This window comes from Flavobacterium sp. ARAG 55.4 (assembly GCF_051846875.1).
GTDB classification, from domain to species: domain Bacteria; phylum Bacteroidota; class Bacteroidia; order Flavobacteriales; family Flavobacteriaceae; genus Flavobacterium; species Flavobacterium plantiphilum.
This window is the reverse complement of the sequence record NZ_JBPYCT010000018.1, coordinates 1-15,662: the sequence shown is the minus strand read 5'-3', so window position 1 is coordinate 15,662 and position 15,662 is coordinate 1. Positions and strand designations below refer to the sequence as shown.

At 32.5% G+C, this 15,662-nt stretch carries 13 protein-coding genes; all 13 read right to left on the bottom strand.

What is annotated here, in order from left to right; translation table 11 throughout:
• Positions 1-6: 6 nt before the first annotated feature.
• Entirely contained in the window at positions 7-3,987 is a 3,981-nt protein-coding gene (locus tag ACSV4D_RS16880; protein ID WP_439229190.1) for a PAS domain S-box protein, read from the bottom strand.
• A gap of 198 nt (positions 3,988-4,185) precedes the next feature.
• Complete coding sequence (locus tag ACSV4D_RS16875) at positions 4,186-4,944, bottom strand: hypothetical protein (RefSeq protein ID WP_439229189.1); 759 nt, start codon at positions 4,942-4,944, stop codon at positions 4,186-4,188.
• A gap of 58 nt (positions 4,945-5,002) precedes the next feature.
• Positions 5,003-5,692, bottom strand: coding sequence for an RluA family pseudouridine synthase (locus tag ACSV4D_RS16870; protein ID WP_439229188.1), 690 nt, complete (start codon positions 5,690-5,692; stop codon positions 5,003-5,005).
• A gap of 132 nt (positions 5,693-5,824) precedes the next feature.
• Entirely contained in the window at positions 5,825-6,643 is an 819-nt protein-coding gene (gene panB / locus ACSV4D_RS16865) for a 3-methyl-2-oxobutanoate hydroxymethyltransferase (RefSeq protein WP_408079544.1), read from the bottom strand.
• A 67-nt stretch (positions 6,644-6,710) separates the two neighbouring features.
• Entirely contained in the window at positions 6,711-8,006 is a 1,296-nt protein-coding gene (locus tag ACSV4D_RS16860) for an acetylxylan esterase (protein ID WP_439229187.1), read from the bottom strand.
• Between the two features lie 82 nt (positions 8,007-8,088).
• Entirely contained in the window at positions 8,089-9,417 is a 1,329-nt protein-coding gene (locus ACSV4D_RS16855) for a rhamnogalacturonidase (RefSeq protein ID WP_439229186.1), read from the bottom strand.
• 172 nt (positions 9,418-9,589) lie between these two features.
• Positions 9,590-10,888: an APC family permease gene (locus ACSV4D_RS16850; RefSeq protein WP_439229185.1), complete on the bottom strand. Its 1,299-nt coding sequence runs from the start codon at positions 10,886-10,888 to the stop codon at positions 9,590-9,592.
• A gap of 231 nt (positions 10,889-11,119) precedes the next feature.
• A complete protein-coding gene (locus ACSV4D_RS16845; RefSeq protein WP_408079536.1) occupies positions 11,120-11,527 on the bottom strand; it encodes a VOC family protein in 408 nt (135 codons plus the stop codon).
• A gap of 96 nt (positions 11,528-11,623) precedes the next feature.
• The gene (locus ACSV4D_RS16840) at positions 11,624-11,914 is read right to left on the bottom strand and encodes an RNA polymerase alpha subunit C-terminal domain-containing protein (protein ID WP_439229184.1); all 291 of its coding nucleotides are present in this window, start codon (positions 11,912-11,914) and stop codon (positions 11,624-11,626) included.
• An 18-nt stretch (positions 11,915-11,932) separates the two neighbouring features.
• Positions 11,933-12,136, bottom strand: a complete 204-nt coding sequence (locus ACSV4D_RS16835; RefSeq protein ID WP_439229183.1) for a VOC family protein — start codon at positions 12,134-12,136, stop codon at positions 11,933-11,935.
• 313 nt (positions 12,137-12,449) lie between these two features.
• On the bottom strand, positions 12,450-13,370 hold the full coding sequence (locus ACSV4D_RS16830) for a 6-phosphogluconolactonase (protein ID WP_439229182.1): 921 nt from the start codon (positions 13,368-13,370) through the stop codon (positions 12,450-12,452).
• Positions 13,371-13,626: 256 nt separating this feature from the next.
• Positions 13,627-14,208, bottom strand: a complete 582-nt coding sequence (locus tag ACSV4D_RS16825) for a hypothetical protein (RefSeq protein ID WP_439229180.1) — start codon at positions 14,206-14,208, stop codon at positions 13,627-13,629.
• Between the two features lie 179 nt (positions 14,209-14,387).
• The gene (locus tag ACSV4D_RS16820) at positions 14,388-15,467 is read right to left on the bottom strand and encodes a hypothetical protein (RefSeq protein WP_439229179.1); all 1,080 of its coding nucleotides are present in this window, start codon (positions 15,465-15,467) and stop codon (positions 14,388-14,390) included.
• Between the last annotated feature and the right edge of the window lie 195 nt (positions 15,468-15,662).

The following is a 15,662-nucleotide window of genomic DNA, read 5'->3' as shown; positions in this document are numbered from 1 at the left end:
TTATATTTAGTTTGTAACAATCCATTTTGTTAATGTTTTTTCAATAATTCCTTTAATTATGGGTTTAGAAATATAATCATTCATTTCCATTTCCAAGCATTTGTTTTTTTCCTCTTTTTCTGTTCCGGCGGTAATGGCTATAATAGGAGTGTTTTTTCCTAATGGTAATTTCCGGATGGCTTCTGTTGCTTCATAACCATTCATTACCGGCATTTGAATATCCATAAAAATAATATTTGGAACTATACTTTCAAACTGGCTTACGGCTTCAAGTCCGTTGGAAGCTTCGAAAATTGTAGCTTTAGGAAGTGTGTTTTTTATTATTGTTTTTAATAACAACATATTTATTTTATTGTCTTCAACAAGTAAAATTTTAAGCTTTTCCAAATCAGGATTACTTTCAAATAATTGAATTGTTTCAGTATTTAAGGATGGTTTGGTAATCACAATGTTTGTCAGCAGTTGATCACTTGTTTTAAGATTGATATCAAAATAAAAACAGCTTCCTTTTCCGGGTTCACTTTTTAATTTTAAACGGCTGTCCATTAAGTTTAATAATTTGTTCGAAATCGTTAATCCTAAACCTGTTCCACCAAATTTTTTAGTTGTCGAACTGTCTTCCTGTGAAAAAGCTTTGAATATTTTTTTCTGATTTTGTTCCAGGATTCCAATTCCGGTATCTATTACAGAAAAACGAATTTTAGTTTCCGTATCGCTCTGTATTTCTTTTACCTCAATATTTAATTTTACGCTTCCTTTTTCGGTAAATTTAACGGCATTAGATAATAAATTAATTAGAATCTGTTTGATTCTGACAATATCAATCCATAAATAAGCAGGAACCTGTTTGTCAATATTTAAATCTAATTGTAATTTTTTTTGATTGGCTTCAAATTGAATCAGATCAATAACCTGTTCCATCAGTTCTTTTATAGGCTGTTTTTCAATATGTAATTCTAACTTTCCGGCTTCAATCTTTGAAAAATCCAGAATGTCATTTACAATTTCGAGTAAAGTATGTGCCGACTGATTGACTGTAATCATATGTTTTTCCTGTATATCATCCAGTTTTGTTTTCATCAATAAATCAGTAAACCCAATAATTCCATTGAGAGGCGTTCGGATTTCATGGCTCATATTAGCTAAGAATTCTGATTTTGCTTTATTTGCTGTTTCAGCATATTCTTTTGCTTTAATAGCTTTTTCAGCATCTTTACGCTTACTGATATCCAGCATAATTCCTTCAATGTATTTGATTTCACCGTTTTTTACCACAGTATCTATAAATTCATCAATCCAGACAATATTTCCTTCCTTGTTGATGATGCGATATGTAATATGAAAAGCTTCCAGTTTGGATAATTTTGAGCTGGATTTTAACAGTGTTCTTTCGAGATCTTCGGGATGAATTAAATCTTTAAACCGGATTCTTTTCTTTAGAAAATCTTCTTTTGGATATCCCGTTAGTTTTTCAATCTCATCATTCAAATAAATTTTAGTGAAATCCTCATCATTTTCAGATAAATAAACTGTTCCCGGAATGTTATTGGCTAATAAACGAAACTTTTCTTCACTTTCATTAATCGCTATTTCGTTTTCTATTCGCTCGACAGAAGATCCGATATTCATTGCCAGAGTCTGTAAAATCTGGATTTCATCATCAGCCCATTTACGGTCTTCATTTAAATCATTTAATCCCAGAAAACCATAAAATTTGTTTTTTACAAACACCGGAAAAAGTATTAATGAAACGGCTTTCAAAGCTTGCAGTTTTTCTTTTAACGACGTATCTTCTATTTTCGAAACAACACTTAAATAAGCTTTGTTTTCGATAGTTTCGGGATTGAAATTCCCAAAAAACGAATAAGGTAAATCTTGATAGGCTGGATTTAATTCAGATAAACTTTCATTAGGAGCAGTCCAATGGTATTTTTGGCTGACAGTTTGATTTACCGGATTGTTCAGATAGAAAAAACTGCGATATGCTTTGGTTGATTTTCCAATAATAACTAACAGTTCCGTAAAAATCGCATCAATGCTTTTTACATTCAAAAAACGTTCTGTACATAAGTTCATTGCCGAAAGCAACTCACTTTTATAAGTCAGTTTTTGCTCGACTTCGAGTCTTCTTTTTGATTCAAAAGCTATGGTAATACTATCAGCAATTGATCGGGCAAAATTAATATCTTCATTATCCCACTGTTTAATGCTTTCGGTGGTTTCAATACACAATATCCCAATCAGATCCCCATTCATAAAAACAGGTGTATCTATCATCGAATAAATATTGTATTTTTCCAGATAATCAGTCTGCAACTCTTTTGTTAAAGGGTTATTTTTAACATCAGATGCGACTAAAGGCATCTTACTTTCAATAGATTTAAAATATGCAGGGTAGGAATCTTTGCTTAAAACATAACCTTCTGAAAATTCATTAGTTTTTAAATTATACAATTGAAGACAAGTAATTTTATCTTCCTGATACTGCCAGTAACTTACCCTGTTAGCTCTAATAGTTTTAGTGGTGTTTTCCAGTATAAGCCTCAGTTTTGTTTCCAGGGTTTCATGAATGGAATAACTTTTAGCAGTAAATTGTTTTAGATTTTCATTGTATTTTTTGTTTTTTTCTTCTCTTCTTTGTTTTTCAACTTCAATATTTTTAAAGAAAGTAATATCCCTGCCAATACTAGAATAACCTTTTATTTTAGCTGCATCGTTACGGCTGATCATTACTTTTTGTGCTACCCAGACAATTTCTCCGTTTTTTTTCAGAAACGGAATTTCATGTATTGGAAATTCAGAAACATTTTCTGTTCCGTTATTATAATATACACTTAGCTTTTTTATAAAATCTTTACGGATAAAATGAGAATAATGATGATTTAAAATTTCTTTTTCATCATATTCCAGGGTTTTTAAAGTATAATCGTTTGCAAAAATAATATTTCCGTCTAAATCAATTTCATAGATAAAATCCTGAGCATTCTGAATTAAGTTTTTATACTGATTCTGAATATGAATTTCATTAGTAATATCCTGTCCGATTCCAATAATTAAATCGTCTGAAAACTGTTTGTTTTTCCATTGGATAAATTTAAAATCACCATTTTTATCTTTTATTTTTCTAACAAAAATTTTGTCATTAATCTGACTTTCAAAGGATTCTTTTGAGGTTTTTTCGGGGTTTTCGGTCAGATCATAATAACCATAACCCAGAATTTCTTCCATTTTATAACCTAAAATCTCTTCGACATTTTCACTACAGAAAACAATTTTGTTTTCCTTGTTTTTTGCCATTATCAACGAGTTTCCTTTATGAATAATCTGATTATTGAATTGAAACTTATTATTGATATCCTGAATAGAAATATGACGGATGAAGTTGATAAAAATAACAATTAAGGTGTAATTGAAAACTACCGTTATGTTGTTTAACGGTGCTAATTTTAATAAAGAAATTGTAATTAGAAAGCCTAAAGAAAACAGGATAAATAACCCGTAAAGTTTCAATGGTTTTATAATATTATAAGAGAAATAGATGAAAAGTAAAAAACTTAAAAAAGGAATATTATCATGGGATAAATACACTAAATTTTTACATACATTAAAGAAAGCCAGTAAAAATATAACTCTGAATATCTTTTTTATGTTTTTGAAAATAAAGTCAGATTTTGAGCTTAAATAAGCAATTCCTATTAAGATAAAAGAGATAGTCAGGTTAGTAACTAACATACTTTTAGGTCTTATTTTAAAAAATTCGAAAGTTAATTCTAAAATTAAAACAATGATTCCCAGAAAAAGAAAATGAAGCTGAAATTCTTTATTTTCAGAATTTTGAGGAGTAAAGTTCTTCATGAACTTATTTCCCAAAGCATACTTAATCCGGTGAAATTTATAGATTAGTAAAAAAATGATGAAAAAGACAAACGGAACCACTGTGCGATAAAGATTTTTATCAATGGGTAACTGGTCTATAATGTCAAACATTTTTATAGCTAAAGAATTTTGGGTACCACCAAAGCTACTATTTTCGATTAAGACTGTTAATATAGAGCTATCAAATGGGGTCATATTTTCTATAATTAAAAAATGTGTGATTTTAACAAAACTATGATATTATTTTTTGCTAAAATTAACAATATTAAAAATAAAAAGTAATCCTTTTAGTGAAAATAATATGGATAATTAGCGATTAAACCCTATAATTGAACTATAAATTGCATAATACATCGAATATAAAAAGGGAAGGGTAAAAAATAATCCAATGAAAAATATGAAAAATCCGGTAATACAGAATAAGTAGGCCATAATTAAAAGCCCCAAAAGAAGTAAAGGTTGTTTTAATGTGAGATTAATACTGGTTCTGATTGATTCAATTGCACTATAATCACTAAATATAATGAGCGGAACCGTTAATACAGTAAGTACAGATATACTAACTGAAGCTAACATTCCTAATGCCGGAATTCCCGCTGCTTCCATGATAAATGAAATTCCGGTGTTGCTGATTGAGATGATAAGTGTGACTAAAAACAATTCTTTAAAATAATTCCATTTGTAATATCCGAAAATAGTTGAAACGTGGAATTCTTCATCTTTTTGTGCACAATGTGCCATTTTGATAAAACCTGCAAAAAGGGGATGCATCATACAGCCTAACAAAGTCATACTAATGATATAAGCTGTTATAAATTCATCGGAGAAGTTTTTAGGATCTAAATTTTCAGGCTTTTGTATTAATTCCTGAAAATTTGCTAAACCATAAGTGTAGTGAAGGATGATGATTGCCAGGATTGTAAATAATGCAGTACCAACCAAAAACAGGGAACCAGCATAAATGACAATTTTTTTATAATTTTCAAAAGCAAGATTAAAAACAGTTTCAAAAGTTAAAGGGTAACCATTTTTTTGTAAGTTCTCAATGTATTCTCTGTTTGATTTCATAGTAGGATATTATAAAGTAAATCTAAGATCTTTTAATTGTTATACTGTAAAAAGCAGACTATACTGCGTTCCAGATTACATCGTCAGGAACCGGAGCAAGAATGTTCAGCGTTTCTTTAGAAACCGGATGTATAAAAACTAATTTTCGGGCATGCAGATGGATTCCGCCATCAGGATTACTGCGATCAAACCCGTATTTTAAATCCCCTTTTATAGGACTGCCAATAGCGGAAAGCTGCGCTCTGATTTGATGATGACGGCCGGTATGTAAGTTAATTTCAAGTGCAAAATAATTGTTGAGTTCTCTGATTATCTGATAATCCAGACTCGCCATTTTGCTGTCGGGAACTTCTTTTAAGTACGCTTTGGAAGTATTTTTTTTCTCGTTTCTTTTAATATAATGCACCAGTTTAGCTGCTTTTTCCGAAGGTTTGTTTTTTACAACTGCCCAGTAGGTTTTTTGAGTTTCTCTGTTTTTAAATAAGTCATTTAGTCGTGTAAGGGCTTTGCTGGTTCTGGCAAAAACAACTATTCCTGTAGTAGGCCGGTCTAAGCGGTGAACTACTCCCAGAAAAACTTCGCCTGGTTTATTGTATTTTTGTTTGATGTATTCCTTAACCACTTCGCTCAGCGGTTTATCACCTGTTTTATCTCCCTGAACAATATCGCCAACACGCTTGTTTATTACAATAATATGATTGTCTTCATGCAATACCTGAAGGTTGTTTTTATTTGAAAGTACTTTCATTAATAGGTTTTAGTTTAAATGCAAAAATAACGGTTTTACGAAACTATTCTGATAAAAAGAAAATACCCGAAATAATTTCTCTTTCGGGTATTTATTTTGAAATACTGATTATTTACTAATTAGAAAAATATATTAATATTGCTCTTTTTCGTTTGGAAAATCTTTAGATTTTACATCATCAACATACTGGCTGATAGCGGAAGTCATTCCTTCATAAAGATTCATATAACGGCGTAAAAACCGGGGACTGAATTCATTGTTCATCCCTAACATATCGTGAATAACCAGTACTTGTCCGTCAACACCGGAACCGGCTCCGATACCAATTACAGGAATAGAGATACTTTCGGCAATTTGCTGGGCTAATTTGGCAGGAATTTTTTCTAAAACCAAAGAAAAACAACCTATTTTTTCTAATAATTTAGCGTCTTCAATAAGTTTCAAAGCTTCTTCTTCCTCTTTAGCTCTTACGGTATAAGTTCCAAATTTATATATAGATTGCGGGGTCAATCCCAAATGTCCCATAACAGGAATTCCGGCATTCAATATTTTTTTGATGGATTCTTTTATTTCTTTTCCCCCTTCTAATTTTACTGCATGACCGCCACTTTCTTTCATGATTCTGATAGCAGAACGCAAGGCTTCTTTTGGGTCTGACTGATAACTTCCGAAAGGCAAATCAACCACAACCAGGGCTCTGTCAGCTCCTCTCACTACTGATGAAGCGTGATAAATCATTTGGTCTAAGGTAATTGGTAATGTCGTTTCGTGTCCGGCCATGACATTAGAAGCCGAATCTCCAACTAATATTACGTCGATTCCCGCAGAATCAACAATTTTTGCCATGGTATAATCATAAGCTGTCAACATGGAGATTTTTTCTCCTTGAGCTTTCATATCAATTAATGACTTTGTTGTAATTTTTTTATAGTCTTTTTTTGCTGTGGACATAGTCTTATGTATTAGGAACTGCAAAAGTAGTAAACAATTTTTTATGAAATATAGAAATACACATTAACTATTCTATACCGCATTTATCCTTTAACCATTTTATGGATTTGTCATTGGTTTCACCAAAACGCCAATGTGCAGAAATAGGAGTAATCACAATTTCTTTAGGAGCACTTACTGAATTGAAAGCTGAAAGTGTTGAAGTAGGAGGGCAGGTATTGTCATTATAACCAGTTGAATAGAAACCCGGAATTTTGATTTTTTTAGCAAAATTGACAACATCATAATATTCCATTGTTTTGATTTTTTCAGAACTGTTGTTTTGGTACTTATCGCTAAATATTGAAGGCCAGCCACCTGCGCGATGGTGTAAATAACCGCTATTGTCACAAAGTGCAGGATAAAAAGCAGCAATAGAGGTTACTCTTTGATCAATTCCGGCAGTTACAATTGCTAATGCACCACCCTGACTTCCGCCGGTTACTACTATATTTTTTCCGTCAAATTCAGGAAGACTTGTCAGAAAATCGATAGCGCGGACACAACCTAAATACACACTTTTATAGTAGTAATTATTTTTATCTTCGAGATTAATTGCCCAATAATCTTTAAGTTTTTCTCTTTGCTCCTGAAAATTTTTTTCATCCGTTTCCGGAGAAATACCATGGATTTCGGTTGTAAAACTGATAAAACCCTGATCAGCAAACGACGTAATGGGAACTATCTTTTTTACTCCTGCACCGGGAGGATTAAATAAAACTGCATGTTTTTTATTGTCCTTAGGTTTACTCAGATATCCATACAAATAATGTCCCGGTTTATAATTTTGTAAGCGAACCAAATACACGTTTACAGTAGCAGTTGATAATTCTGGTTTGTGTATGACTGTTGCATCCATTGGAATTTTATCGTTTGCCACTTTGGCTTTATCCCAAAATGCTTCAAAATCTTTTGGGAGATTTACGGTAGGTTTTATATCAAATGGAGCATAAGCAGCTTTGATTTCGTTTTTATAGACATAACCATCAATGTTTGTTTGTACTTTTAATTGACGGAAGCCGGGAACATTCATTGTTCCAATATTGATTTCACCAACACCATTTTGCAATTTTAGAATTCCTTTTTTTTCCGGAGTAAATTGTTCCGGACCGTATTGGTATTCAATTTCAACATTTTCAATCGGTGAACCATATCTTAAAATGCTGATTTTTATCGTTGCATCTTCATTTAGTTTATAATTCCAGTCGGCGTGATTTGCTGTCAGAATCACATCTGCTAGCTTGATTGGAGCAGGTGTATTCTGCGCTTTTAAACATGTTGCAGATAGTAAGAAAAGCAATAAAAAAGTGGCGCTTATTTTCATAAATTCATGTGTAAAAATGTAAAAGGGTATAATGATTAAAATTATACCCTTTTGTGGTTTAAAATAATTACAGCTACAGTAATTACTTGATGGTTTTATTATTAACTATTACATTTTTAAGTGTCAAGCCTTTAATGATACTTTTATCAATAGCATCATTTTTAGCGTCTACTTTTAAGTTTTCAAAGGTAAAGTTGGTTAATTTATCATGATCTGTAATTTTCATATCGTAGAAAACATCACATTTTAAATCAATATTTCTTAAAGTAATGTTATCGCAATAAGATATGGGTACCTCTTTTCTGCCTTTTAAATCAAAAAACTGAGTCCATGGTTTTACATAAATCATACTATAGGCATGTCCTTTAATATTTTCTACCGTAATATATTCATAATTTTGCGGAGTATCGGGACGCATTTTTAACCATAAAAGTCTTTTTGCATCATTAACCGTACAATTACGCATCAGGATATTTTTGTTGTGAATGGCTTCACTACCACTGGTTAAAGCGGCATGACAAAATCCAAATTCACAGTTTTCAATAATAATATTTTCATTTCCTCCGTTACTGAAATCTTTATCAGCCCATGGTCCTTTTCCGCCTTTTAGTGCAATAGCATCGTCATTTACTGCCATATAACAGCCTTTAATCAACATATTAGTACATACATCGATATCAATAGCATCTGTACTGGGCGCTTTTACCGGTTCGTGTGGAGAAAAAATATGTAAATCAAGTATTTTTACATTATTACACTGGTAGTAATGGCTTGTCCAAAATCCGGAATTGTGCAATTTTACGTCTTGCACCTGAACATTATCACATTTCCAGATAAAAACTAAACGGGGTCTTGAAACTTCAAGATTGGTACATTGCGGATTTTCTTTTCTTCTTTGCCAGAAAGCTTCCCAGAATTTTAATCCGTTTCCATCGATAGTTCCTTTTCCTGTTATGGTAAAACCATTAATCCCGTAAGCATTTACTAGAGCCGTAAAATATTCAATGCTTTGTCCTTCAATTCGGGAAGGCATTTTTGGATAATCATTAATATTGTCAGACCCTTTTAAAACAGCTTCTTCAGACACATGCAAATGGGTATTGGGTTTAAAAAACAATGCACCACTCATAAATGTTCCTTTGGGAATTACAATCACACCTCCGCCATTGCGATACGCTTCGTCAATAGTGTTTTGGATTGCTGCAGTTTGAACCAGAGTACTGTCATTTTTTACACCGTAGTCGGTAATGGAATAAAATTTACCTAAATCTTCGGGATTTATTTTTTTTGCATCTAAAAACCATTCCGGAATTTTAGTCCCGTCAGGAAAAAGATCAGTATTGTTTTTTTGCGAAAATACTTTTGGAGTAATTGCTAGTAAAGTAAGAATGAATAAACAGATTTTTTTCATTTTGTTTAATAAAGGTTAATATAAAGTCAGGTTCCCCACAAAAAGGATGCCTGTTTAAATCTTTTAAATAGCTAAAGATTGTTCTTCTTTGGAATTAACGAAGATATAAAATCAGGAGTATCTATTTATCCTGTACTCCATGCAGGACAGTCATACTATTGATGGTGTACTATTATTTTTTAGTCATAGAAAAGTAAATCAAAGCATAAACTAATGATAAAACAGCAATAGCAATTAAAGTTCCAATGATTTCATTCTGAGTTAAATTGGACAGAAAATAAAGAATAATTGCAATTGAAAGGATAGGGATTGTGAGTCCTCCGGGAATAGTAAATTCATCCGGTCCGGATTTCTGACTGTATCTTAATTTAATGACAGCGAGAACAACACCCAGATAAACAATTAAAATAGAACTACTGGCAATAACTACCAGACTTTCAAAATTACCTGTGACAGCAATTAAAAAACCAATAAAAGCATAAACAATAATGGACAGGTACGGAGTTGCAAAAGAAGGATGAACTTTTGCCAATGCATTTATTGGTATTACTTTGTCACGGGCCAGTGCATAAAGTGTTCGGGGATTATTGAGGATGTCACCACTTAAAAAACCAAACATTGAAATAGCAGCTCCCACAGTAAGAATTATAAAACCCACAGGACCAAAAATAACATTTGCTGCAGAAGCAAGCGGAGTAGCGGTAAACTGTGGCAACTCACTGCCTAAAACTCCCTGAGCTACTGTCTGAATCAGCATATAAAGAATAACAATAGCAGTGATACTGATAAAAATAGCTTTGGGAATTGTGCGTTTTGGATTGATTACCTCGCCGGATACCACAATTCCGGATTCACAACCCTGAAACGCAAAGAATAAAATAAGGGAAGTCTTTCCTAATTCCTGAATATCCGGAAATCGTTCAATGGTCAGATTGGTTACAGAAACTGCTTCCCAGCCAAAAATAACTAATAACAAAAGCGGAATCAATTTGGCTACAGTATTCATTTTTACCAGACCAATCCCTTGTTTTATACCAATCACATTGACAAATGCCAAACCAAAAAATACTACTGTCAAAAATAATAATCGTACCAGTGTTTCTTTAAAAACCGGATGTGCAGAACCCAAAACATTCACTAAAGCATTAGATACTGCGGCATCAGCAAGTAAAGTACCTGTTACTGTAAAAATTCCGGCAAGAAATCCCGCATAAGGCCCAAAAGCGGTCTCAATATAGGAATACACGCCACCGGTCTGAGTTACTTTACTGGATGCTTCAGCAAAGCAAAGCATAATCAGTGCCATTAAAATTCCGCAAAAAATATAAGCAATAATACTGGCAGCACCCATAGATGCGGCAACTATGGCGGGTAACGCAAAAATTCCCGCACCAATTATAATATTCATAATATTGGCCGACAAACCAAATACACCAATGGTTCGTTTTAATTCTTCTTCCGGGTTTATCATCTTTTTTGCTTTATAAAAAGACTCAAAGCCTTTTCTATTTAAAAACGAAGTTATGCAAAATAATTTTTTTAGCAATAAAAGAATTTAAAATCGGATGAAAAATCAAGGTTTTGGTAAAATTGCTGAAAAAAACTTTAGGTTTTTGATCTTTTATAAAACCATATTTTGAATTTAGCAATAGAAAAAAAAACGTGTATGTGATTCTGAAAATGTTGATTTTAGTATTTTAGTTTATTCGGTTGGGAATTTAGTGATGTCCATATAAAAAATTTCCCAAGTGTGTCCGTCTAAATCCTCAATAGTGCGTTGTTGCATAAAGCCATAATCTTTCATTTCTGTTGGTTCCACGCCACCAGCTGCAAGCCCGTTATCTACAATTTTGTTTACTTCGTCAACGCTATCTACTGCTAAAGCGAATAGTCCGGCTAATTTTGTTTTTGTATCTGCAATAGGTTTAGTTGCAAAAGATTTAAATTTTTCATGAGATAAAATCATCACAAAAATATTCTCGCTCCAAACCATACATTTTCCCTGATCATCTGAAAATTGAGGATTATTAGTAAATCCTAATGCTGCATAAAAATCCATTGATTTTTGGAGATCATTAACCGCTAAATTGATAAATACTTGTTTTGCCATTTTATTTTATGAATTATAAATTAATTTTGTATCTGGAATATTTGGTTCCACTGAACTTTTAGTTTAATTTTTTTGTTTCCTAAAATATAAAGCCTGCTAATTTTTAAAAGCTAAACCTGCTTTTGCTAATTCTTCTTTTAATGTTGGAATAGAAGCTGGCCCCAATCCATGGAATTTGAGAATTTCTTTTTCACTATACTTTGCAAGTTCGTCCATATTTTTTATTTCATTATTTTCCAATGTTCGTCTTGCCGGAGCAGAAAGTTTTAAAAGAAAATCGCTTTCAGGCTGCCGTTTGCTTTCGCAAATGGGACAAACAGGACAATCACTACTTTTATAGTACTGATGACCGCGTTCACAAGTCCTTAGTGTTCCTACTGTATTCATTTTTAAATAATTGGTATGTTATTTAGAATCAAACTCTATTATCCATTCAATACCGAATTTATCTCTGAACATTCCAAAATAAGCTCCCCAGGGACTGTCACAAATAGGAACTTCAATATTTCCTCCGACCGATAGTCCGTTAAACAGTTGGTCAGCTTCTTCGCGACTTTCAGTGCTGACAGCTATTTTAGACCTGTTTTCGTTTTCATTAACCGGTCCCATACTTTCCGGAACATTAGAACGTTTTTACCTATAGGTAAAGCAATATGCATAATCTTATTAGCATCATTTTCAGCTATTGGAAATTCAGAGCTTGTAAGATCTTTAAGTCTCATTATTCTGGTAAACTCCCCACCAAATACTGATTTGTAAAAATTAAATGCCTCTTCGGTATTACCGTTAAAGTTAATGTGCGGATTGATAAATGGCATAGTTTAAATATTTTGTTAGTTCAAACTTAATACTTAATCCTCATCTAAATAAGGTATATCGTGTCAAAAGTAAGGTAATTTGCGTCAAGAATTTTTTGCGACTATTACAAACCTAAATTGGGCAATACAAATGATTTTGTATTAGGATGTAGTCGTATCCATAAGCCAGGATTGGAATTCAATTGCTGTGCTGCTTCCTCTTTATTTGCACTCAACGCAGTTTGAAGCACCTTAGCATAGGTTTTAACCTTGGCAGGAGCAGAGTCGGCATCGACCACCGACTGAACAATTTTTTTAGCTTGTAAAATTGCAGCCGGTCCTAACGTAAGTATATATTTAGCAGCCCGGCATTCTTTTTCATCACTTTCATTCACAAGACTTCCTCCGGCCTTAAACTTACTAATATGATGTTCTAAAATACTGCTGGAAATAGGAATTATTCCTGCAATATGATGACTTTGCGCTCCCGAAAAAGGTTTGATATAGGCAAGATGTGAAGCCTCATTCTCTTCGGGACCATGACCAATAAAAAAGATGTCCAAACCGCCCAACTCTTCCAGTTTATTCAGATAGGCAATTAGTGCAGACTCGATATCTTTAGTATCTGTTTGCATCGGAGTAAAACTTTTAATTTTTTTAAAAAAGGCTTCTCCTAAAATACGTTCAAAATCCCTGACAAAACTAAAACTATTCGCCATTCCCAAAGGAGCCAGCGCATCCTGAGTAAATACATTTAGCCTGCCCAGCAAATCATCTGCCTGGGATGTTTTAGCTAATTCTCCCAGTAAGCGGTGTAGTTCCTGAGCGCCACGACCACCCAGCAGTGCAATATTAATATCACCTTCCTTAGATTGTGCAGTTTTATAAAGTTCTTCTAACATCGCCTGACCTACCTCGGCTTCAGTACCTAGTACAGTAGGCTTTACACCATAATCTGTAAAGTTGAATTCCTGTTGGTTATTTTGTGATAACCATATGTTTTCGCTGTCTGTTTCTCTCGTGAATTTTGACTGAGTACTATTCATGATTTTTTTTTTTCTATAGAGTCTTTAATTATCTGTTTTGAAAAAGAGGTTTTCAGCGAACGAAAATAGCAATAAAAAATGGAATTCATCGAAATTGAAAATCACACTAAGCCTCAGGTGTAATTGTAAGCTTGTATAAAAGCAACTTTTTTTCAATAGCAGTTGATGTAGTTACATCATTAAACTGTCAAATAAAAACCAACTTTCCATTAGCCAATTGCCCAAATCCGTTGTAGCGTGTGTTAGTGATAGTTTTTTATTCGTTAGTATCTACAAATTCTAGGATGTTTTCGTTTTTATCAACTTTTATTTTCCTCCAAGTTGGCGCATATCCTTTTCCTTGCGGTTCAAAAAGTTCTCTTACGAATTGCTTTTCAGTTTCATAATTTTTAATTCTTTTAGGGCCATTGTAATAATCTTCTCGATTGTCAAAATAGTTCTCGCTTTTAGGATCAAGATTGAAGTTTTCAGAGTTCTTAATTTCGTTAATTATCCTTGTTTTATCTTCTGCAGTAATTTTTAAAGTAAATGTATGATAGTAATCGCCGATTGCAGACATTGACTTATTTTCCAGCAGTTCAAAATCATTATTTAAAACAATATTTTGTTCAGCTAATAAATTTTCGGAATCTTTTTTTGAAAATAATTCATCTTCAAATATCATATTTACAGTTATATAAATAAAAAATAATCCAACTATTGAAGAAAGAAATATTCCAAGTTTCTTTTGTCCGCTTTTGGCTGGGATTGAATATAAAATATACATTAACCAAATACAAAAGGCCGAAGGAATCAGAACTACTAAAATTAAAATTATTGTCAGAAAGATGCTGTCCATTTATTGTTCTTGTTTAAACCGCTTATCTTTTAAAATTATCACTAACAGTCTCGGCTATGAGTAGTTGCGTGGGTTAGCACTTAACCTTGCAAGTACACACCAAGCCGAAAATCCGCGAGGATTTTCAGAAGTAGGCTAAAACAAGCAATTACTTATAGCCATTGTTAGCACAAGTGTTTTTAATGTAAAATTTGTCCTCCTAAAATCACGTTTCTATTGTCTAAACTATCTTCTGAACTGAATGAACTTAATACAAATGATAGTTTTATGTTTTCAGCCACAATAAGTCCTAACGTTAATTGTCCAAAAGAAAAACTGGAATTATCAATTCCTAAATTCTCTTGATAAGTGTCTGTTCCATAAATTCCATTTATATTGAAATTCATAAAAAACCTTAAAGCATTATTACTCAATGAAGCATCTGCGTATATGTCAAGTCCGAAAGAAGCACTTCCTGCAAAATCATCAGTTGTAGTACCAAATTCCGGAAAATCTGCTGACCCTTTTGCAATAAATCTAGAAATTAAATTATACTGATTATTTCTTGAGTGAACATAAGCTAAAGGATATTCAAACGTTAAAACTGTATTACCTCCATAAGTTGCCAATCTTTGAAAAGCCTCTTCTTCCTTTGCCGTTTCATTATCTTCTGAAGAACTACTTGAAATCATAGAACCTAAACTAACTCTGAATATTCCTAAATTACCACTAACTAATTCTGAATATAATGAACCTGTGTTATCTCCAAAAGTAAAACCTGTGTTATTGAGTACTTGAAATCGCTTTCCTGAATTTCCATAAATAAAATCGAATAATGCTCTCGACCTTTTGGCTCCAAAAGATAAAATATTTACTCTGTCATATTGTAAATAGTCTTTGGTATAAATATGATATAACGAATCCTGTTTTTTATTCAATTCATTTAGGTTTGATTGGATAACTTTCATTCTCGCCATTTTCGAGCTGATAGTTGGCTCATCATATCTATTTGCGGGATTTGGGTCGACAGAATTATTATACAAATCATTTTTAATTGTTGATAATTCAGTCGTCAATGTTTCTATATCCGTTTTATTATAATTGAACCTTATAATTTCAGGTGTTTTAAAAACATTTTCAGTAGTTCCATTCAAACTTATCTGTGTTTGTGTTGAACCTGCATCAATTTCAGGTGTTGAGTTTGTGATTTTAATTCCAGATGTCTGACTTAAAACAATATTTGAAATTAAAAATAGTAGAAGTGTAATTTTGTTTTTCATTTTATTGGTTTTTGGTTGGTTTACATTTGTGCTAACGTCAGACTGTGAAAAAACGCCACAATCTATCCAACAAATATAGTATTTTATTTCTTTTATAGACAGAAAAATCGTATTTTTAAAAATGCAACATATCCAAGGAATTTCCCGCCATCAGCTACAAGTGTGTAGTTTAGAAGATAAAATAAGCGTTGATAA

Bases quoted from the DNA above. Each gene is read 5' to 3' on its own strand.
- ACSV4D_RS16845 (WP_408079536.1), bottom strand. From the start codon at position 11,527: ATGGCAAAACAAGTATTTATCAATTTAGCGGTTAATGATCTCCAAAAA.
- ACSV4D_RS16850 (WP_439229185.1), bottom strand. From the start codon at position 10,888: ATGATAAACCCGGAAGAAGAATTAAAACGAACCATTGGTGTATTTGGT.
- ACSV4D_RS16835 (WP_439229183.1), bottom strand. From the start codon at position 12,136: ATGGGACCGGTTAATGAAAACGAAAACAGGTCTAAAATAGCTGTCAGC.
- ACSV4D_RS16860 (WP_439229187.1), bottom strand. From the start codon at position 8,006: ATGAAAATAAGCGCCACTTTTTTATTGCTTTTCTTACTATCTGCAACA.
- ACSV4D_RS16870 (WP_439229188.1), bottom strand. From the start codon at position 5,692: ATGAAAGTACTTTCAAATAAAAACAACCTTCAGGTATTGCATGAAGAC.
- ACSV4D_RS16820 (WP_439229179.1), bottom strand. From the start codon at position 15,467: ATGAAAAACAAAATTACACTTCTACTATTTTTAATTTCAAATATTGTT.
- panB (WP_408079544.1), bottom strand. From the start codon at position 6,643: ATGTCCACAGCAAAAAAAGACTATAAAAAAATTACAACAAAGTCATTA.
- ACSV4D_RS16875 (WP_439229189.1), bottom strand. From the start codon at position 4,944: ATGAAATCAAACAGAGAATACATTGAGAACTTACAAAAAAATGGTTAC.
- ACSV4D_RS16825 (WP_439229180.1), bottom strand. From the start codon at position 14,208: ATGGACAGCATCTTTCTGACAATAATTTTAATTTTAGTAGTTCTGATT.
- ACSV4D_RS16840 (WP_439229184.1), bottom strand. From the start codon at position 11,914: ATGAATACAGTAGGAACACTAAGGACTTGTGAACGCGGTCATCAGTAC.
- ACSV4D_RS16855 (WP_439229186.1), bottom strand. From the start codon at position 9,417: ATGAAAAAAATCTGTTTATTCATTCTTACTTTACTAGCAATTACTCCA.
- ACSV4D_RS16880 (WP_439229190.1), bottom strand. From the start codon at position 3,987: ATGTTTGACATTATAGACCAGTTACCCATTGATAAAAATCTTTATCGC.
- ACSV4D_RS16830 (WP_439229182.1), bottom strand. From the start codon at position 13,370: ATGAATAGTACTCAGTCAAAATTCACGAGAGAAACAGACAGCGAAAAC.